The sequence below is a fragment of the Pseudomonas sp. NPDC088444 genome (assembly GCF_044900175.1).
GTDB lineage: Bacteria > Pseudomonadota > Gammaproteobacteria > Pseudomonadales > Pseudomonadaceae > Aquipseudomonas.
Genome location: NZ_JBJDNK010000021.1, coordinates 1 through 17,715, shown reverse-complemented (window position 1 = coordinate 17,715; position 17,715 = coordinate 1). Strand labels below are relative to the sequence as shown.

19 protein-coding genes are annotated in these 17,715 nt (G+C 58.2%); 11 read left to right on the top strand and 8 right to left on the bottom strand.

Features of this window, described 5'->3' with window-relative positions; all coding sequences use genetic code 11:
• The first annotated feature begins 226 nt into the window (after positions 1 to 226).
• From rpe to ACI2KB_RS27965, 7 genes are all read left to right on the top strand, one after another.
• Positions 227 to 898 carry a ribulose-phosphate 3-epimerase gene (gene rpe / locus ACI2KB_RS27995; protein ID WP_404640161.1) on the top strand — a complete coding sequence of 224 codons (672 nt, stop codon included), beginning with the start codon at positions 227 to 229 and terminating at the stop codon, positions 896 to 898.
• Positions 898 to 1,716 (top strand): phosphoglycolate phosphatase, encoded by an 819-nt coding sequence (locus ACI2KB_RS27990; RefSeq protein WP_404640159.1) that lies wholly within the window; start codon positions 898 to 900, stop codon positions 1,714 to 1,716. Before rpe ends, ACI2KB_RS27990 begins: the two co-directional genes overlap by 1 nt.
• Positions 1,717 to 1,786: 70 nt before the next feature.
• Positions 1,787 to 3,268: an anthranilate synthase component I gene (trpE, locus tag ACI2KB_RS27985; RefSeq protein WP_404640157.1), complete on the top strand. Its 1,482-nt coding sequence runs from the start codon at positions 1,787 to 1,789 to the stop codon at positions 3,266 to 3,268.
• 397 nt (positions 3,269 to 3,665) lie between these two features.
• On the top strand, positions 3,666 to 4,265 hold the full coding sequence (locus ACI2KB_RS27980; protein ID WP_404640155.1) for an aminodeoxychorismate/anthranilate synthase component II: 600 nt from the start codon (positions 3,666 to 3,668) through the stop codon (positions 4,263 to 4,265).
• Positions 4,266 to 4,283: 18 nt separating this feature from the next.
• A complete protein-coding gene (trpD, locus tag ACI2KB_RS27975) occupies positions 4,284 to 5,333 on the top strand; it encodes an anthranilate phosphoribosyltransferase (RefSeq protein ID WP_404640219.1) in 1,050 nt (349 codons plus the stop codon).
• On the top strand, positions 5,330 to 6,169 hold the full coding sequence (trpC, locus tag ACI2KB_RS27970; RefSeq protein WP_404640153.1) for an indole-3-glycerol phosphate synthase TrpC: 840 nt from the start codon (positions 5,330 to 5,332) through the stop codon (positions 6,167 to 6,169). Before trpD ends, trpC begins: the two co-directional genes overlap by 4 nt.
• 248 nt (positions 6,170 to 6,417) lie before the next feature.
• Positions 6,418 to 7,113: a biotin/lipoate A/B protein ligase family protein gene (locus ACI2KB_RS27965; RefSeq protein WP_404640151.1), complete on the top strand. Its 696-nt coding sequence runs from the start codon at positions 6,418 to 6,420 to the stop codon at positions 7,111 to 7,113.
• 8 nt (positions 7,114 to 7,121) lie between these two features.
• Here ACI2KB_RS27965 and crp read toward each other — a convergent pair whose 3' ends face one another.
• On the bottom strand, positions 7,122 to 7,763 hold the full coding sequence (crp, locus tag ACI2KB_RS27960) for a cAMP-activated global transcriptional regulator CRP (RefSeq protein ID WP_404640149.1): 642 nt from the start codon (positions 7,761 to 7,763) through the stop codon (positions 7,122 to 7,124).
• 207 nt (positions 7,764 to 7,970) lie between these two features.
• Here crp and ACI2KB_RS27955 point away from each other — a divergent pair, with 207 nt between their 5' ends.
• Positions 7,971 to 8,393 carry an OsmC family protein gene (locus ACI2KB_RS27955; RefSeq protein WP_404640147.1) on the top strand — a complete coding sequence of 141 codons (423 nt, stop codon included), beginning with the start codon at positions 7,971 to 7,973 and terminating at the stop codon, positions 8,391 to 8,393.
• An 85-nt stretch (positions 8,394 to 8,478) separates the two neighbouring features.
• Here ACI2KB_RS27955 and coq7 read toward each other — a convergent pair whose 3' ends face one another.
• The 5 genes from coq7 to hemJ form a co-directional block, all read right to left on the bottom strand.
• A complete protein-coding gene (gene coq7, locus ACI2KB_RS27950; RefSeq protein WP_404640145.1) occupies positions 8,479 to 9,126 on the bottom strand; it encodes a 2-polyprenyl-3-methyl-6-methoxy-1,4-benzoquinone monooxygenase in 648 nt (215 codons plus the stop codon).
• 124 nt (positions 9,127 to 9,250) lie between these two features.
• Complete coding sequence (locus tag ACI2KB_RS27945) at positions 9,251 to 9,589, bottom strand: histidine triad nucleotide-binding protein (protein ID WP_274136442.1); 339 nt, start codon at positions 9,587 to 9,589, stop codon at positions 9,251 to 9,253.
• An 85-nt stretch (positions 9,590 to 9,674) separates the two neighbouring features.
• On the bottom strand, positions 9,675 to 10,460 hold the full coding sequence (locus ACI2KB_RS27940; RefSeq protein ID WP_404640143.1) for an SDR family NAD(P)-dependent oxidoreductase: 786 nt from the start codon (positions 10,458 to 10,460) through the stop codon (positions 9,675 to 9,677).
• 57 nt (positions 10,461 to 10,517) lie between these two features.
• Positions 10,518 to 11,435, bottom strand: a complete 918-nt coding sequence (locus ACI2KB_RS27935) for a DUF805 domain-containing protein (protein WP_404640141.1) — start codon at positions 11,433 to 11,435, stop codon at positions 10,518 to 10,520.
• A 44-nt stretch (positions 11,436 to 11,479) separates the two neighbouring features.
• On the bottom strand, positions 11,480 to 11,905 hold the full coding sequence (gene hemJ, locus ACI2KB_RS27930) for a protoporphyrinogen oxidase HemJ (protein WP_404640139.1): 426 nt from the start codon (positions 11,903 to 11,905) through the stop codon (positions 11,480 to 11,482).
• Between the two features lie 133 nt (positions 11,906 to 12,038).
• Here hemJ and argC point away from each other — a divergent pair, with 133 nt between their 5' ends.
• Together argC and erpA are read left to right on the top strand one after the other, a co-directional pair.
• A complete protein-coding gene (gene argC / locus ACI2KB_RS27925) occupies positions 12,039 to 13,073 on the top strand; it encodes an N-acetyl-gamma-glutamyl-phosphate reductase (protein ID WP_404640137.1) in 1,035 nt (344 codons plus the stop codon).
• A gap of 179 nt (positions 13,074 to 13,252) precedes the next feature.
• Positions 13,253 to 13,603 carry an iron-sulfur cluster insertion protein ErpA gene (gene erpA, locus ACI2KB_RS27920; protein WP_074752191.1) on the top strand — a complete coding sequence of 117 codons (351 nt, stop codon included), beginning with the start codon at positions 13,253 to 13,255 and terminating at the stop codon, positions 13,601 to 13,603.
• Between the two features lie 58 nt (positions 13,604 to 13,661).
• Here erpA and ACI2KB_RS27915 read toward each other — a convergent pair whose 3' ends face one another.
• Positions 13,662 to 14,753, bottom strand: a complete 1,092-nt coding sequence (locus ACI2KB_RS27915) for an anhydro-N-acetylmuramic acid kinase (protein WP_404640135.1) — start codon at positions 14,751 to 14,753, stop codon at positions 13,662 to 13,664.
• Between the two features lie 3 nt (positions 14,754 to 14,756).
• Positions 14,757 to 16,190 (bottom strand): peptidoglycan DD-metalloendopeptidase family protein, encoded by a 1,434-nt coding sequence (locus ACI2KB_RS27910; RefSeq protein ID WP_404640133.1) that lies wholly within the window; start codon positions 16,188 to 16,190, stop codon positions 14,757 to 14,759.
• A 212-nt stretch (positions 16,191 to 16,402) separates the two neighbouring features.
• Here ACI2KB_RS27910 and tyrS point away from each other — a divergent pair, with 212 nt between their 5' ends.
• On the top strand, positions 16,403 to 17,596 hold the full coding sequence (tyrS, locus tag ACI2KB_RS27905) for a tyrosine--tRNA ligase (protein WP_404640131.1): 1,194 nt from the start codon (positions 16,403 to 16,405) through the stop codon (positions 17,594 to 17,596).
• Positions 17,597 to 17,715: the final 119 nt, after the last annotated feature.

Below are 17,715 nucleotides of genomic sequence, written 5' to 3'. Positions count from 1 at the left end.
CGCGATTGGCCGGTACATCCAATCCATCTCTTTCGGATGTACCACCGCATGTTGATCGTGCCCACGCAGAGCGTGGGTACGATCAAGTCCGGCGGACTGCTGCAGGGGCGTGCGCATCAGTTACATTGCGACTACATGCCCCCGCATTCATCCGCCACACACACCATGTTTCAAACTCTTGGAGTACAATGCGCGCCACCGTGATTTCGCTCAAAAAAGGTGCGTCATGCAGCCCTTCGCTATTGCTCCGTCGATTCTGTCCGCCGATTTCGCCCGTCTGGGGCAGGAAGTCGACAATGTTCTGGCCGCTGGCGCCGACATCGTTCACTTCGACGTCATGGACAACCACTACGTCCCCAACCTCACCATCGGCCCGATGGTCTGCGCGGCACTGCGTAAATACGGCATCACTGCACCGATCGACGTGCACCTGATGGTCAGCCCGGTCGACCGCATCATCGGCGACTTCGTCGAAGCCGGTGCGACCTACATCACTTTCCACCCGGAAGCGACCCAGCACATCGACCGTTCCTTGCAACTGATCCGCGAAGCGGGCTGCAAGTCCGGTCTGGTATTCAACCCGGCGACCCCGTTGAACCTGCTTGAGTACGTCATGGACAAGGTCGACATGATCCTGCTCATGAGCGTCAACCCAGGCTTCGGCGGTCAGAAATTCATCCCCGGCACGCTCAACAAGTTGCGCGAAGCCCGCGCGCTGATCGATGCGTCCGGTCGTGGCATCCGTCTGGAAATCGATGGCGGCGTCAACGTCAACAACATCCGCGAAATCGCCGCCGCTGGCGCGGACACCTTCGTGGCAGGCTCGGCCATTTTCAATGCGCCTGACTACAAAGAAGTCATTGAAAAGATGCGTGCAGAACTGGCGTTGGCGCGCTGATGAGCGGCTTCGAACAGCTGTTTCCAGGTCGCCTGCCCAAACTGATCATGTTCGATCTGGATGGCACGCTGGTCGACTCGGTGCCGGATCTGGCCGCAGCTGTAGACAAGACACTGATCCAGCTCGGTCGCGCACCTGCCGGTATCGAGCGGGTTCGCGACTGGATCGGCAATGGCGTGCGGGTACTGGTACGTCGCGCGCTGGCCAACGACATGGATCACTCGGCGGTCGATGAGGCCGAGACCGAGCAAGCCTTGGCCATCTTCATGGAAGCCTACGGCGACAATCACTCGTTGACCCGGGTTTACCCGGGCGTGCGTGAGACGCTCAAGTGGCTGCAAAAGCAGGGTGTCGAAATGGCCCTGATCACCAACAAGCCGGAACGCTTTGTCGCGCCGCTGCTGGATGACATGAAGCTGGGACGATTCTTCCGCTGGATCGTCGGCGGCGACACGCTTCCCCAGCAGAAGCCCGATCCGGCTGCGCTGTTTTTCGTCATGAAAATGTCCGGTATTCCGGGGTCGCAATCGCTGTTCGTGGGTGACTCGCGCAATGACGTGTTGGCGGCCAAGGCCGCTGGCGTAGCGTGTGTCGCGTTGAGCTACGGCTACAACCATGGACGCCCGATTGCCGAAGAATCTCCGGCGCTGGTCATCGACGACTTGCGCAAACTGATTCCCGGTTGCTTAGAGGCTGGGGCTGAGATAACGTTGCCCGACGTTCAAGCCCCCTCCTTTAGAGAATCCATCGTGGTGGTCACTCGCAAACTCTGGATGAAAGTCATCAAGGCCTTGGCCCGCTGGCGTTGGCGCGCCTGACTTGAATCTGGCCGCACCTGCGGCGCGTTTGCACACCTGACCGTTTTACCCTCAGACCACGAGGCTGATCATGACCCGCGAAGAATTCCTGCGTTTGGCCGCTGAAGGCTACAATCGCATTCCGCTTGCCCTTGAAACCATCGCTGACTTCGACACGCCGCTGTCGATCTACCTGAAACTTGCCGATGAGCCGAACTCCTATCTATTGGAGTCGGTGCAGGGCGGCGAGAAGTGGGGGCGTTATTCGATCATCGGCCTGCCGTGCCGCACCGTGATGCGTGTGCACGATCATACCGTCAGCGTGACCCATGACGGTGTCGAGACCGAGCGTCTGGAGGTTGAAGACCCGCTGGCTTTCGTCGAGACCTTCAAAGCGCGTTACAACGTGCCGACCATCCCTGGCCTGCCGCGCTTCAACGGCGGTCTGGTGGGTTACTTCGGTTATGACTGCGTGCGTTACGTCGAACCGCGTCTGGGCAAATGCCCGAACCCTGATCCAGTGGGCGTGCCTGACATTCTGCTGATGGTGTCCGACGCCGTGGTGGTGTTCGACAACCTGGCGGGCAAGATGCACGCCATCGTGCTGGTCGATCCGACGCAACCGGAAGCCTTTGAAAATGGTCGCGCGCGCCTCGATCGATTGATGGATAAATTGCGTCAGCCGATCACGCCACGTCGCGGTCTGGACCTGACTCGTCCACAGGCGGCCGATCCGGTATTTCGCTCCAGCTTCACTCAGGGCGACTACGAAAAAGCCGTCGACACCATCAAGGAATACATCCTGGCGGGCGACTGCATGCAGGTGGTGCCGTCGCAGCGCATGTCCATCGATTTCAAGGCCGCGCCGATCGATCTGTATCGCGCGCTGCGCTGCTTTAACCCAACGCCGTACATGTATTTCTTCAACTTCGGCGACTTCCACGTTGTCGGCAGTTCGCCGGAAGTGCTGGTGCGGGTCGAAGACAACCTGATCACCGTGCGTCCTATTGCCGGGACACGCCCTCGCGGCGCGACCGAAGAAGCCGACCACGCGCTGGAAGTCGACCTGCTGTCCGACGACAAGGAAATTGCCGAGCACTTGATGCTCATTGATCTGGGCCGTAATGACACCGGGCGCGTCTCCGAGATCGGTTCGGTGAAATTGACCGAGAAGATGGTCATCGAGCGTTATTCCAACGTGATGCACATCGTGTCCAACGTCACCGGCCAGTTGAAGGAAGGCCTGAGTGCGATGGACGCTTTGCGGGCGATTCTGCCAGCGGGCACGTTGTCTGGTGCGCCGAAAATTCGGGCGATGGAAATCATCGACGAACTGGAGCCGGTCAAACGTGGCGTTTACGGTGGCGCGGTGGGCTATCTGGCATGGAACGGCAACATGGATACCGCCATCGCCATCCGGACCGCTGTGATCAAAAATGGCGAACTGCACGTGCAGGCGGGCGGCGGTATCGTGGCCGACTCTGTGCCTGCGCTGGAGTGGGAAGAGACCCTCAACAAGCGCCGTGCGATGTTCCGCGCCGTGGCGTTGGCAGAGCAGACGCCTGAGGCCTGATCGCTGCCGGGAACGGCGCCTCGCGCGCCGTTTGTCTCGATGTGCGCTGATCCGCTTTCTGTGCGCTGTTCTGACTGCATCCAATGGGATTTTTCTATCGTAGAATGCGGTTGCGCCGTGTGACCCGGTACGCTAATGTCCCGAAACGTTTAGATGAGACACCTTCCGTGACGACTGTCAGCAAACTCTTGATGCGCGTTATCAAGGCCCACGCCCGCTGGCGTTGGCGCGCCTGACTTTTCTCCTGCCGGACCCTCCGGCTTCGCAATACCCTGCCTTCAAACCGTGACGCCCCCGCTGCCGGATGATCATTTCAGTGATCGGGCACGCTGCGATGAAATCGGGCACGGATTTCGAAGGTTCGCACCAAGTCAGAATTCAAGAGGTTAAGCACACCATGCTGCTGATGATCGATAACTACGACTCCTTTACCTATAACGTCGTGCAGTACCTGGGCGAGCTGGGCGCCGATGTTAAAGTGATCCGCAACGACGAAATGACCGTCGCTGAGATCGAAGCCCTTAACCCGGAGCGAATCGTGGTTTCGCCAGGCCCTTGCACGCCGAACGAGGCGGGCGTTTCCATCGACGTGATCAAACATTTCGCGGGCAAGTTGCCGGTTCTGGGCGTGTGTCTGGGGCATCAAGCCATCGGCCAGGCCTTTGGTGGCGATGTGGTTCGTGCGCGTCAGGTCATGCACGGCAAGACCAGTGACCTGATCCACGAAGATCAGGGCGTCTTTGAAGGCCTGAAGCACCCACTGACCGTGACCCGCTATCATTCGCTGGTGGTCAAGCGCGAAACCCTGCCCGATTGCCTGGAAATCACCGCCTGGACTCAGCTTGAAGACGGTTCTGTCGACGAAATCATGGGCGTGCGCCACAAGACCCTGAACGTCGAGGGTGTGCAATTCCACCCTGAGTCGATTCTTTCCGAGCAGGGCCATGAGCTGTTCGCCAACTTCCTCAAACAGACCGGCGGCACGCGTCAGGGTTAAGGACACTTCGATATGGCAATGGATATCAAAACGGCGTTGGGCCGGGTCGTGAATCAACTGGACCTGACCACCGACGAAATGCGCGACGTCATGCGCGAAATCATGACCGGTCAGTGCACTCAGGCGCAGATTGGCGCTTTCCTGATGGGTATGCGCATGAAGAGCGAAACCATCGACGAAATCGTCGGTGCCGTTTCGGTGATGCGTGAGCTGGCCGATCAAGTTCAATTGCAATCGCTGGATCGCGTGGTCGACATCGTCGGCACCGGTGGCGATGGCGCGAATATCTTCAACGTCTCCACTGCCGCTTCTCTGGTGATTTCGGCAGCAGGCTGCACGGTCGCCAAACACGGCAACCGCGCGGTTTCGGGCAAGAGCGGCAGTGCTGATTTGCTGGAGGCGGCAGGCGTTTATTTGAACCTGACGCCGGTTCAGGTCGCACGCTGTATCGACAGCGTCGGCATCGGTTTCATGTTCGCTCAGACCCATCATCAAGCCATGAAGCATGCGGCGGGACCGCGCAAGGAATTGGGGCTGCGCACTCTGTTCAATATGCTCGGTCCGCTGACCAACCCGGCAGGTGTTAAACACCAGGTGGTCGGCGTGTTCAATCAGGCCTTGTGCCGCCCGTTGGCGGAAGTGTTGCTGCGTCTGGGCAGCAAGCACGTGCTAGTGGTGCATTCGCAGGACGGTCTGGACGAGTTCAGTCTCGCCGCGCCGACCTTCGTCGCCGAACTTAAGAACGGCGAAGTCACTGAATACTGGGTGCAGCCGGAAGATTTGGGCATGAAGAGCCAGAGCCTGTTCGGTCTGGTGGTGGACAGCCCGCAGCAGTCACTGGAGTTGATCCGGGACGCGCTGGGTCGCCGCAAAACCGAACATGGTCAGAAAGCGGCCGAAATGATCGTGCTCAATGCGGGCGCGGCGCTCTATGCTGCTGATCATGCCTCTACATTGAAAGAAGGCGTCGAGCTGGCCCACGATGCGCTGCACACCGGGCTTGCCCGTGAAAAACTGGAAGAGCTGGGTGCTTTTACAGCGGTATTCAAACAGGAGAATGAAGGATGAGCGTGCCGACGGTACTGGAAAAGATTCTGGCCCGTAAGGCCGAAGAAGTTGCGGCGCGCCGCGCCAGCGTCAGCTTGTCCGAGCTGGAAACCCTGGTCGCCACCGCCGACGCACCACGCGGCTTCGCCAACGCCTTGATCGAGCAGGCCAAGCGCAAGCAACCTGCGGTTATTGCCGAAATCAAGAAGGCGTCGCCGAGCAAAGGCGTGATCCGGGAGAACTTCCAGCCTGCCGAAATCGCCAAGAGCTATGAAGCGGGCGGCGCGACCTGTTTGTCCGTGCTGACCGACATCGACTTCTTTCAGGGCGCCGATGCTTACCTGAGAGAAGCCCGTGGGGCGTGCAAGCTGCCGGTCATTCGCAAGGACTTCATGATCGACCCGTATCAGATCGTCGAAGCTCGCGCCTTGGGGGCCGATTGCATCCTGCTGATCGTCTCGGCCCTTGATGATGTGCAGATGGCGGAGTTGGCCGCCGTTGCCAAGGCCAACAAACTTGATGTGCTGGTGGAAGTGCACGACGGTGACGAACTGGAGCGGGCCTTGAAAACCCTCGACACCCCGCTGGTCGGCATTAACAACCGCAACCTGCACACGTTCGACGTCAGCCTGGAGACCACACTGGACCTGCTGCCGCGCATCCCGCGTGATCGTTTGGTCGTGACCGAAAGCGGCATTTTGAACCGCGCAGACGTTGAGCTGATGGAAATCAACGAGGTCTATTCCTTCCTCGTTGGCGAAGCGTTCATGCGCGCCGAGAAGCCGGGTGTGGAATTGCAGCGTCTGTTTTTCCCGGAGAAGGGCACAGCGGCGATCAAGTCCAGCACGCTGGATTGAGTGATTGGAGCATTCGCCAAGACGACCCGTGCCAAAGGGGAGATTCTGTGGTGGCTGCTTAACGGCATTCGCCACCAAGGCGGCTCCCACAAACGCCACGCCGACTTCAATGGTTGTGCTCGACACTGAATCTGTGGGAGCCGGCCGGGCGGCGCTCCGCTTGCTGGCGAATGCGGTGGATCAGTAACGGAGTAATCCTCTGAGAGCCCGCTCACTCAAGACCGCGTTGAGGCTCATCAAGGATTTCTATGAACATGCGTGTAACCGACATCTGCGTAGAAGCAGGCCTCAAGGCCGAACAGGATCTATTGGCTTCCGTCTGCGCCGGTGATGCCGATTACGGGCTGTTGTTCTGGCGCCCCACCGCTCATGCGCTGGTCATGCCTCGTCGCCTCAGCCGCCTCGAAGGCTTCACCGAAGCCAGCGAAACACTGGCCGACATCGGCTGGCCCATTCTGTTGCGCGAAAGCGGCGGCGAACCGGTTCCGCAATCCCCGGCCACTGTAAACGTCGCGCTGGTCTATGTTCAGCCTACGACCGACCACGATCGCGATCGCATCGAAAATGCCTACATGCGTTTGTGTCAGCCCATGCTCGACGTGTTGAGCGAATTGGGTGGCGCCGCGTCTTTGGGTGAAGTCGAAGGGGCGTTTTGTGACGGTCGCTTCAATGTCAACCTGAATGGTCGCAAGATGGTGGGCACCGCTCAGCGCTGGCGTCAGAGTCAAGGTGGGCAGCGCCCTGTGGTGCTCGCCCATGGCGCGATGCTGCTGGACAATGAGCGGGTCGACATGGTCAATGCCGTCAACCGCTTCAACGAGATGTGCGACCTTGAGCAGCGTTGCCGCGCTGACAGTCACATTGCCTTGCATGAGTTGTTCGCCGCCCCCGATTTTCTCGACCGGTTGGGTGAGCGCTACGCGGACGTTTTCGCCCGCTTGTAACTGCGCGGTCAGCGAGTGCCGTAGACCACCATGGTCTTGCCACGTACGTGCACCAGCTTTTGTTCTTCCAGCGACTTCAACACGCGCCCCACCATTTCACGCGAACAACCTACGATACGACCAATCTCTTGGCGTGTGATCTTGATCTGCATGCCGTCGGGGTGAGTCATCGCATCGGGCTGTTTGCAAAGGTCCAGCAGGCTGCGGGCGACACGACCGGTGACGTCGAGAAACGCCAGATCGCCGACTTTACGCGTGGTATTGCGCAGGCGTTCAGCCATTTGTCCGCCCATGGCGTACATCAGTTCAGGATCGTGCTGACTCAGTTCGCGGAATTTGGCGTAGGTGATTTCAGCCACTTCGCACTCGGTTTTGGCACGCACCCAGGCACTGCGTGAACCGCTGTTCACGGGTTGAAAAAGGCCCAATTCACCGAAGAAATCCCCGCTGTTGAGGTAGGCCACGATCATTTCGCGTCCGTCACTGTCTTCAATCAGGATCGTGACCGAGCCCTTGATGATCAGATACAGCGATTCGGATTGCTCGCCCGCACAAATGATGTTGCTCTTGGCGGGACAGCGACGCCGTTGGGCGTGGGGAAGAAGTTTGTCGACCAGCTTCACTTTGTTCGGAGGGGTCATGGCAACCATAGAGGTATCCCGTAAAAAACTGCGCCCTGCGGCATTCTTATAGGTATCGGCAGTATTTCCGATTTGTCGCAGTTCGGCAGCGGCAATTAGCCATTTTTTCAGAAATTTCCTACATTTCTGTCGCTTATCGGCATTTTCTGACCCGCTCAGCGACACCTCGACCTTGTGCTAAGCTGGCCGCCTTTTTCAAACATGGGAGTCCTGGGGATGAAAGCGCGTATTCAATGGGCGGGTGAGGCCATGTTCCTCGGCGAATCGGGCAGCGGCCATGTGGTCGTGATGGACGGCCCGCCTGAAGCCGGTGGCCGCAACCTGGGTGTGCGCCCGATGGAAATGGTGCTGATTGGCCTGGGCGGTTGCAGCAACTTCGACGTCGTCAGCATCCTCAAGAAAGCACGTCAGCCGGTTGAAAGCTGCGAAGCGTTTCTGGAAGCCGAACGCGCCACCGAAGACCCCAAGGTGTTCACCAAGATCCACCTACATTTCGTGGTCAAGGGGCGTGGGCTGAAAGAGACGCAAGTGAAGCGTGCGATCGAGCTGTCGGCCGAGAAATATTGCTCGGCGTCGATCATGCTGGGCGCGGCGGGCGTTGAGATCACCCACGACTACGAGATCATCGAGCTGGGTTAAGGGCTCTTGTTGATATGCTGTGGGAGCCGGCTTGCTGGCGAAAGCCGGCTCCCACAAGAGCTGCGTTGGCCGCACAGAACTACCTTCAGATGCGATACGTGCTCTTGGTCATCACCTTGGCCAGCAAACTCATCCCGAATTTGACTGGAGCCGGGAAGCGGTAACCGCCTGCCTCGATGGCACCTTCAGCGTGCTGCTCTTCATCTGTGCGCATCTGTTCCAGAATCGCCCGAGACTTTTCATCCTCTACCGGCAACTGCTCCAAGTGCTCGTTCAAGTGCTTGCACACCTGATCTTCGGTAGCGGCTACAAAACCGAGGCTCACTTTGTCGCTGATCAGACCGGCCATTGCGCCAATCCCGAACGACATCCCGTAAAACAGCGGATTGAGCACGCTGGTGTGGCTGCCCAGTTGGCGAATACGTTGCTCGCACCACACCAGATGGTCGATCTCTTCCTCAGCGGCGTGTTCCATGGCCTTGCGCACATGGGGCAACTTGGCCGTGAGGGCCTGGCCTTGGTACAGCGCTTGAGCGCAGACCTCGCCGGTATGGTTGATGCGCATGAGGCCGGCGACATGTTTGCTGTCGGTCTCGCTCATCTTCGAATCAGGCTGGACGATGGCCGGCGACGGACGATGGGAATGCGCGCTGGCAGGCAGCAGCGTTTTCATCGCGGCATCGGCTTGCAGAAGGAAACGGTCGATAGGGGAGTAGTGACGTTCGGTAGCCATGGGCACCTCCGGATAAATCCACGGCGGCCAGTCTACCTCAATCAATGTGACGAGGCTTGTCTTGCGTCAGCCCGCCGGAGCGCCAGATAGACGCTCGGCGGATGTAACTCGTTGAAATCGCGACTCAGCCCGGCGGCCAGGTCATCTGACGCTTGCCCAACACGTGCATGTGAATGTGATAGACGGTCTGGCCGCCTTTCTCATTGGTGTTCATGACCACGCGGAATCCGTCCTCGCAACCTTGCTCTTTGGCCAGACGCTGCGCGGTGAACAAGATGTGGCCCAACAGGCCTTTGTCCTCTTCAGTGACGTCGTTCAGGGTCGCGATGGGCTTTTTCGGGATGACCAGAAAATGGATCGGCGCCTGAGGGGCGATGTCGTGGAAGGCCAGTACCTGGTCGTCTTCATAAATGATCTTTGCCGGGATTTCCCGGTTGATGATCTTGGTGAACAGAGTTGTCACAGCCGTGTGTCTCCTTATGAGAGGAATGAGCCGAGTGTACTGAGCAGCTCCTGCTGCGCCCAGCCATTTCTTTGCGGTCGTGCGTTCAGATCGGTGTCCGGGATTTCAGCATCGAGCCCCAGATTTTGCGCGTGAGCCAGCGGCCAACAAGCCGAGGCAGGCGGGTCATGAACCGATTGCGCCAGCCCGGAATGATGATCGCCCGATTCTTGTCGAGCGCGCGCACGGTATAGAGCGCGATCTCTTCAGCGGTCATGGTCTTGTCATCGGTGAATTTATCAGCGTTCAACTGGGCGGTCCGGAAGAACGACGTTCGTGTCGGGCCAGGGCACAGCACGGAGATCTTTACCCCGGTTTTTTTCAGCTCTTCGCGCAGGCCTTCCGAAAAGTGCAGCACAAACGCCTTGCTCGCCGCGTAGGTGCTCATCCATGGGCCGGGTTGAAAACCCATGATTGAGGCAACGTTGAGGATTTGTCCGCCACCCTGCACTGCCATCAGGTTGCCGACGGTGTGACACAGACGAGTCAGCGCCAGCACGTTCAAGTCGAGCAAATCCTGTTCTTGCGCCCATTCCTGAGCCAGAAACGGTCCGCTGTTGCCGATGCCTGCGCAGTTCACCAGCAGGTCGATTTGCCGTTCGCCATCCTCCAGCTCCAACAAGAAACCGGACAGCCGCAGCGGCTCCCCCAGATCGCAGGCGCGAAACAGCACCTCCACGCCAAAGCGTTGGGTGAATTCGATCGCGATGCTTTCCAGCATGTCCCGGTGGCGGGAAACCAGAATCAAAGGGCGACCACGACGGGCCAAGGCTTCGGCAATGGCCAGGCCAATGCCGCTGGATGCGCCTGTGACCAAGGCGTAACGGGTCATGCAGTTCTCCAATGAGCGTGTTGCGAGTGTCGAAACAGCATCCTTGCTGCCAGGCAGTTATTGATTATCGTCGGTGTCGGATGGGTCGTCGGCCGGGTCTACCGGAACGACCGGCTGTGCAGCGCTGTCGGCGTCATCGTCATACGGCAACGATTGTTCGTATTCGCCGGTGGTGATTTCGACTTCGTCTTTGACTTTCTGTAAGCCGCCTGTCAATCCACCGATAAACACCAGCACCAGGAAGATCAGCCAGAGCGCGGCGAGGCACTTTACGCCTTTATTATTGGGTGGCGGCGATGGGCCGTAGCGGTTCGGGCCACTATTGCCGGGAATGACCATCATCAGAAACGGAAAGAAGCTGCCCACGAAGGGCACGAGGTTGAGCAAGAGCAGCCACGCCGACCAACCGGCATCGTGCAGCCGTTGTGAGCCCATCTGGATGCTGACGACGATCAGCGCAACGAGCAGCACTGCGCCTAATAGGCCTCCCGCCACCAGTGACAGGCTCATGATGCCGAAGCACAGAGCGGCGAGCAGCAGACCCACGAACGTCAGTACCATGGTCCAGGCCAGGTAGCGTAGCCGACCAATTCGACCCTGAACGGTGAACACCTTGAGTTCACCCTCGGTTGGCCAATCCGGGGTGACAGATGACCGGGGTGGTGCGTAAGGCGATGCGGCAGGTTCGAGGGACGGCTTCACTGGCGCGGGTTCTTCGATTTCTTCAAGGGTCCAGGCGACAGGCTGCTCGGACTCGATCCGCGCGTCCACGCCCGCGTCGTTCAACGCCTTCAGGTAGCGCTGCGCATCATCGTGAGTCAGGCCACGTTTGACAATAATCGGCTTGCCCGTGAACAACCGGTCTACGCTGGAAACGTCGCTTTTGAACAGTTGCGCCAGATTCAGGCGCGCGGTTTCCAAATCGACACCCGTTCGCAGTTGTCCCTCGAAAACGATCTTGAAGTGCTCGGCCATGCTTGGCTTCCTTGTCAGGGGTTAAATGCGTCTCTTGTCTGAGATCAGAACGGCTTGACGACTACCAGAATGACGATCGCCAGCAGAATCAGTACAGGGATTTCATTGAACCAACGGTAAAAAACGTGACTGCGGCCGTTTTCGCCCCGAGCGAAGCGCTTCACTTGGGCGCCGCACATGTGGTGATAGCCGATCAGGATCACCACCAATGTCAGCTTGGCGTGCAGCCAGCCCTGCTGGAGATAGCCGGGGATGAGTGTAATCAGCCAGATACCAAACAACAGCGTGGCGATCATCGCCGGTCCCATGATGCCGCGATACAGCTTGCGCTCCATGGTGCAGAAACGTTCACGGCTGACCGCGTCCTCGCTCATGGCGTGGTAAACGAACAGGCGGGGGAGATAGAAGAGGCCGGCGAACCAGCAGACGATGGAAACGATGTGCAGTGCTTTTATCCACAGATAGAGCATTTTGGTTTTTTCCAGGATCACGGTGGCGCAAATAGTAGTGGCTCGTGTGCCCGTACGTCACGTTCACGGTTGTCCCAAGGGCGTCTGGCTCATATTATCAGCGGCTTTCCAGTGGTTTCGTTGAGGGCAGGTTATGGTCAAGGTCGGTATCGTCGGTGGCACGGGTTACACCGGCGTCGAGTTGCTGCGTCTTCTGGCACAACATCCAGAAGCTGAAGTGGTTGCGATCACTTCGCGCTCCGAAGCAGGTCTGCCAGTGGCCGACATGTATCCAAACCTGCGCGGTCATTACGACGGGCTGGCGTTCAGTGTTCCTGATGTAAAGGTGCTGGGCGCTTGCGACGTGGTGTTCTTCGCCACGCCTCACGGTGTCGCCCACGCGCTGGCGGGCGAACTGCTGGCGGCGGGCACCAAGGTCATCGACCTGTCCGCCGACTTCCGTCTGCAAGATCCGATCGAATGGGCCAAATGGTACAACCAGCCTCACGGCGCGCCAGAGTTGCTGCCTGAGGCGGTGTACGGCCTGCCTGAAGTCAATCGCGAAAAAATCAAGGGTGCTCGCCTGATCGCCGTTCCGGGTTGCTACCCGACGGCGACTCAACTGGGCTTCCTGCCGTTGCTCGAAGCGGGGCTGGCCGATCCGACACGCCTGATCGCTGACTGCAAGTCCGGCATCAGCGGCGCAGGTCGTGGTGCCAGCATTGGTTCGCTCTATTCCGAGACCAGCGAAAGCTTCAAGGCCTATGCTGTGAAGGGGCATCGCCATCTGCCGGAAATCAGCCAGGGTCTGCGCCGCGCAGCGGGTGGGGATATTGGCCTGACTTTCGTGCCGCACCTGACTCCGATGATTCGTGGTATTCACGCGACACTGTATTCGACCGTGGTCGACAAGTCCGTCGATTTGCAGGCGCTGTTTGAAAAGCGCTATGCCAATGAGCCGTTCGTCGACGTGATGCCTGCGGGCAGCCACCCGGAGACGCGTAGCGTTCGTGGCGCAAACGTCTGCCGTATTGCCGTTCACCGTCCGCAGGATGGCGACCTGGTGGTTGTGCTGTCGGTCATCGACAATCTGGTCAAAGGTGCGTCGGGGCAAGCGGTGCAGAACATGAACATCATGTTCGAACTGGATGAGCGCCTGGGCTTGTCTCATGCGGGCATGCTGCCCTGACGGCAGCTTCAAGTCGTAAGCGGCAAGCTTCAGGAGAACGTCAGGTCGTATGCATTTCGCTTGCAGCTTGTCGTTTGAAGCTTCCAGCTGTACTCGGAATAGTTGACCGGTTTTCTAGGACAAGCGGATAATGGCCGTCATTACGCATTATGACGGCTTACCGCCGGGAGATATCGAGCATGAGTGTTGAATCCTTCACACCTACGGCTCTGGAATTCACGCAAGGTGCAGCGCACAAAGTGAAAACCCTGGTCGATGAAGAGGGCAATGACCGCCTCAAGTTGCGTGTATTCGTGACCGGTGGTGGCTGTTCCGGTTTCCAGTACGGCTTCACCTTCGATGAAGATGTGGCCGATGATGACACCATCGTTGAGCGTGAAGGCGTCAGCCTGGTGGTCGACCCGATGAGCTTCCAGTACTTGGCAGGCGCAGAGGTGGATTATCAGGAAGGGCTGGAAGGCTCGCGTTTCGTGATCAAAAACCCAAATGCTGCCACAACCTGTGGTTGCGGGTCGTCGTTCTCGATCTGAATCGTGTCTGCACAAAAAAGCCCGCATCGCTGCGGGCTTTTTGCATTTTGCACTGAGGTCAGGCGGGATAGATAGCACCCAGTACCCGCAGGCCTTTGGCGCCAGTGACGCTTGGGCGGTTGGCCGGGACGCTTTCCAGCGCGCAATGCGCCAGCCAGGCGAAGGCCATTGCTTCGACCCAGTCAGGATCAACACCGAACTCGGCAGTGCTGGACACTTTGGTGTTTGGCAGCAGCGCAGCCAGTCGAGCCATCAGTGCCTTGTTGTGAGCGCCGCCACCACAGACCAGCAACTCTTTGGTCTGAGCCTGAGCCGACTGTAGCGACTCGGTGATGCTGAGTGCCGTCACTTCCAACAGCGTGGCCTGCACGTCTTCAGGCTTCAATGTCGGTAACTGGAACATGTGGTGATGAACCCAGCCAAGGTTGAAAACCTCACGACCGGTGCTTTTCGGACCACGGGTCTGGAAGAATTGATCGCTCAGCATCGACTTCAACAGGTCAGCGTTGACCGACCCGCTCGCACCCCAAGCCCCATCCTTGTCATAACTCAATCCGCGTTGGGCCTGAATCCAGGCATCGAGCAACACGTTGCCCGGGCCTGAATCGAAACCGGATACGGGTTTGTCGATCTCGATCAGACTGAGATTGCTGAAACCGCCGACGTTCAGGACCGCACGATAGTCTTTGTTGTCATCGAACAGTGCTTCATGGAACGCGGGCACCAAAGGCGCGCCCTGGCCACCCGCCGCGATGTCACGCTTGCGGAAGTCGCTGACGACGGTAATGCCCGTTAGTTCAGCAAGCAGGGCAGGGTTACCAATCTGAATGGTGAAGCCGCGCGCCGGTTCGTGACGAATAGTCTGACCATGGCTGCCGATGGCGCGAATCTCTCCGGCGGAAACATTCTGTTTGTCCAGTAGCGCAAGCACGCCCTGGGCCGCGAGATGCACCCATTTCTGTTCGGCGATACCCGCGCGGGCCAGTTCGTCCGGGCCACTGGCGCACAACCCGAGCAGTTCGGCGCGCAGATCATCCGGCATGGGAATGTAATGAGTGCCGAGCAAGCGTGGGCGGTCACTCTGTTCTACGAGCGCGAAGTCCAGTCCATCAAGACTGCTTCCGGACATTACACCTACATATAAAGTCATGGGTCAGCGCTTACTCGAGGCCAGCATGGTGGCCTTTTCCTGGTCCATGCGTGCCATCAATGGCTGGCTCTCTTGCATGAACCGCTGTTTTTCGGACTTGGCGATCGGGTCTGCCATGGGCAGCTTCTGACCCAGCGGGTCAACGTGAACGCCGTTTACCTGAAACTCGTAATGTACATGCGGACCTGTCGACAGGCCGGTCGTTCCAATATAGCCGATGACCTGACCTTGCTTGACCACTGAGCCATTCTGAATGCCTTTGGCGAAGCCCTGCATGTGCCCATAAAGGGTGCGATAGGTTTCGCCGTGCTGAATGATCACCGTGTTGCCGTAGCCGCCGCGACGTCCCGCCAGAATGACCTTGCCGTCGCCAGTCGCCTTGATCGGTGTGCCGCGAGGTGCAGCATAGTCGATCCCTTTGTGGGCGCGGATCTTGTTCAGAATCGGGTGTTTGCGGCCCATCGAGAACAGCGAACTGATGCGCGCGTATTCAACCGGCGTGCGGATGAACGCTTTACGCATGCTGTTGCCGTCCGCGGTGTAGTAGTTGGTGTTGCCTTGCTTGTTGGTATAACGCACGGCGGTGTAGGTCTTGCCGCGGTTAGTGAAGCGGGCGGACAGAATGTTGCCAGTGCCGACAGTCTTGCCGTTGATGACTTTCTGCTCGTAGATCACATCGAATTCGTCACCCTTGCGGATGTCCTGCGCGAAGTCCACGTCATAGCCGAAGATGTTGGCCATATCCATGGTCATGCTGTGACTCAGGCCAGCGCGCTGGGCCGATTGCGACAACGAATTGTTGATCACGCCATGAACGTAGGCTGTGCGCACGTTAGGTTTGCTGACATCGCGAGTAAACGCGTAGCCCTTTTCCGTTCTGGAGAGGCTGATGCTTTCCAGATCATTCAGCTTGCTGTGCAGTTGCTTGAGATTGCCGTCTGGCGTCAGCTCGAACTGCAGGACCTGGCCATTTTTCAACTGGCTAAACTGTTTGGCCTGTTTGTCGCTGGCCATGACTTCATGGACAGCCGCAGGCGGCAAACCCACTTTCTCGAACAGGGTCGAGAGCGTGTCACCTTTGGCGACGACGACTTCCTTATGGTTGGGGCCTTTTGCGGCGGCGACAGCCTTTTTGGCGGGCACAGTTTCAGGTTCCGTCTTGGCTGTGTCGTCAGTCGCGTCGTCGCCATTTTCGATTTGTGCAAATGGAGATTCAGCGGGGAGTTCTGTGGCCTGAGACTGATCTTGAGCGTCTTGTTCTTGCTTCAACTGCTCAATCGGGGTTTCTGGTTCGAGACTGAGGCTGGTTTTCTTGGCTTCGACATCGCTGGATGGGAAAACCAGAAGGGCCAGGCTCAGCAGGGCCGCGATACCGCTGGCTGCGAGCAGGTGGCTCTTCGGATAAAGCGGGGGCGCTTTAGGCGGAGTGTCGTTCATAAGTGATTTTGACTTTGAAAAAAGATGAAATGGAAAAGATGAATGACATGATGAAGATGAAATAACTGTATAAAATATAACCAAATCATGCCTGAGGCAAGCTCGCGTGCGGATCGCTCCCCGATTCGTCGCATGGCTGTTTCCGGAACTTGTATTTGGGCGGTGATCTTGTATGGTTGTTTCCCTTTGAAATAGGGCATTACGGGGCGGTTATGAAGTCGGTTGAAGAGCAGTTGGCGCTGATCAAGCGCGGCGCGGATGAACTCCTGGTCGAGTCCGAACTGGTCGCGAAACTCAAACGTGGTCAGCCTCTGCGCATCAAGGCCGGTTTCGACCCTACGGCGCCGGATTTGCACCTCGGGCATACGGTGCTTATTAATAAGCTGCGCCAGTTCCAGGACCTGGGGCATCAGGTCATCTTTCTGATTGGCGACTTCACCGGCATGATCGGTGACCCAAGCGGCAAGAGCGCGACCCGTCCTCCGCTGACTCGCGAGCAAGTGCTCGACTTCGCCGAAACGTACAAGTCGCAGGTCTTCAAGATTCTCGATCCAGCCAAGACCGAGGTGGCGTTCAACTCCACGTGGATGGATCAAATGAGTCCGGCCGACTTCATTCGCTTGTCCTCCCAATACACCGTTGCGCGCATGCTTGAGCGCGATGACTTCGACAAGCGATACAAGTCGAACCAGTCCATCGCTATCCACGAATTCCTTTACCCATTGGTGCAGGGCTATGACTCTGTTGCCTTGCGCGCTGATGTGGAGCTGGGTGGTACTGATCAGAAGTTCAACCTTCTAATGGGGCGTGAGCTTCAGCGCGCTTACGGTCAGGAAGCGCAGTGCGTATTGACCATGCCGCTGCTCGAAGGTCTGGATGGTGTGAAGAAGATGTCCAAGTCCTTGGGCAACTATGTCGGTATTCAGGAAGCGCCGGGCGTCATGTACAGCAAGCTGGTCTCCATTCCGGATGCGTTGATGTGGCGCTACTTCGAGCTGTTGAGCTTCCGCTCAATGGAAGAGATCAATGCCTTCAAGGCCGATTGCGAGGCGGGTGCGAATCCGCGGGACATCAAGATCAAGCTGGCGGAAGAGATCGTTGCTCGTTTCCATGGTGAAGAAGCGGCCGCTTCGGCGCATCGCTCGGCGGGCAACCGAATGAAGGATGGTGAGCTGCCGGAGGATCTACCAGAGATTACCGTGGAGGCTGCCGAGGATATGCCAATTGCTGCCGTTCTTAATAAGGCCGGGTTGGTGAAGAACTCTGCGATTGCTCGCGATTTGCTGACATCTGGCGGTGTGCGTGTCGATGGCGAGGTGGTTGATCGTGGCTTTATCTTCAAAGTGGGCGCGACCCATGTTTGCCAGGCTGGCAAGAAGGCATTCGGGCGCGTCACGTTGAAGTGAGAAAGGCATTGGCTATATAGATGCAAGAAAGGGGCGAGCCGCAAGGCTCGCCCCTTTGCTTTTGGGCTGTTTCTGACCGATATGACAAAATAAGTGAAAAAAGGGGTTGACGCCCCTTC

Excerpts from the sequence above, each read along its gene's own strand:
- rpe (WP_404640161.1), top strand. The coding sequence starts at position 227 with ATGCAGCCCTTCGCTATTGCTCCGTCGATTCTGTCCGCCGATTTCGCC.
- ACI2KB_RS27990 (WP_404640159.1), top strand. The coding sequence starts at position 898 with ATGAGCGGCTTCGAACAGCTGTTTCCAGGTCGCCTGCCCAAACTGATC.
- trpE (WP_404640157.1), top strand. The coding sequence starts at position 1,787 with ATGACCCGCGAAGAATTCCTGCGTTTGGCCGCTGAAGGCTACAATCGC.
- ACI2KB_RS27980 (WP_404640155.1), top strand. The coding sequence starts at position 3,666 with ATGCTGCTGATGATCGATAACTACGACTCCTTTACCTATAACGTCGTG.
- trpD (WP_404640219.1), top strand. The coding sequence starts at position 4,284 with ATGGATATCAAAACGGCGTTGGGCCGGGTCGTGAATCAACTGGACCTG.
- trpC (WP_404640153.1), top strand. The coding sequence starts at position 5,330 with ATGAGCGTGCCGACGGTACTGGAAAAGATTCTGGCCCGTAAGGCCGAA.
- ACI2KB_RS27965 (WP_404640151.1), top strand. The coding sequence starts at position 6,418 with ATGAACATGCGTGTAACCGACATCTGCGTAGAAGCAGGCCTCAAGGCC.
- crp (WP_404640149.1), bottom strand. The coding sequence starts at position 7,763 with ATGGTTGCCATGACCCCTCCGAACAAAGTGAAGCTGGTCGACAAACTT.
- ACI2KB_RS27955 (WP_404640147.1), top strand. The coding sequence starts at position 7,971 with ATGAAAGCGCGTATTCAATGGGCGGGTGAGGCCATGTTCCTCGGCGAA.
- coq7 (WP_404640145.1), bottom strand. The coding sequence starts at position 9,126 with ATGGCTACCGAACGTCACTACTCCCCTATCGACCGTTTCCTTCTGCAA.
- ACI2KB_RS27940 (WP_404640143.1), bottom strand. The coding sequence starts at position 10,460 with ATGACCCGTTACGCCTTGGTCACAGGCGCATCCAGCGGCATTGGCCTG.
- ACI2KB_RS27935 (WP_404640141.1), bottom strand. The coding sequence starts at position 11,435 with ATGGCCGAGCACTTCAAGATCGTTTTCGAGGGACAACTGCGAACGGGT.
- hemJ (WP_404640139.1), bottom strand. The coding sequence starts at position 11,905 with ATGCTCTATCTGTGGATAAAAGCACTGCACATCGTTTCCATCGTCTGC.
- argC (WP_404640137.1), top strand. The coding sequence starts at position 12,039 with ATGGTCAAGGTCGGTATCGTCGGTGGCACGGGTTACACCGGCGTCGAG.
- erpA (WP_074752191.1), top strand. The coding sequence starts at position 13,253 with ATGAGTGTTGAATCCTTCACACCTACGGCTCTGGAATTCACGCAAGGT.
- ACI2KB_RS27915 (WP_404640135.1), bottom strand. The coding sequence starts at position 14,753 with ATGACTTTATATGTAGGTGTAATGTCCGGAAGCAGTCTTGATGGACTG.
- ACI2KB_RS27910 (WP_404640133.1), bottom strand. The coding sequence starts at position 16,190 with ATGAACGACACTCCGCCTAAAGCGCCCCCGCTTTATCCGAAGAGCCAC.
- tyrS (WP_404640131.1), top strand. The coding sequence starts at position 16,403 with ATGAAGTCGGTTGAAGAGCAGTTGGCGCTGATCAAGCGCGGCGCGGAT.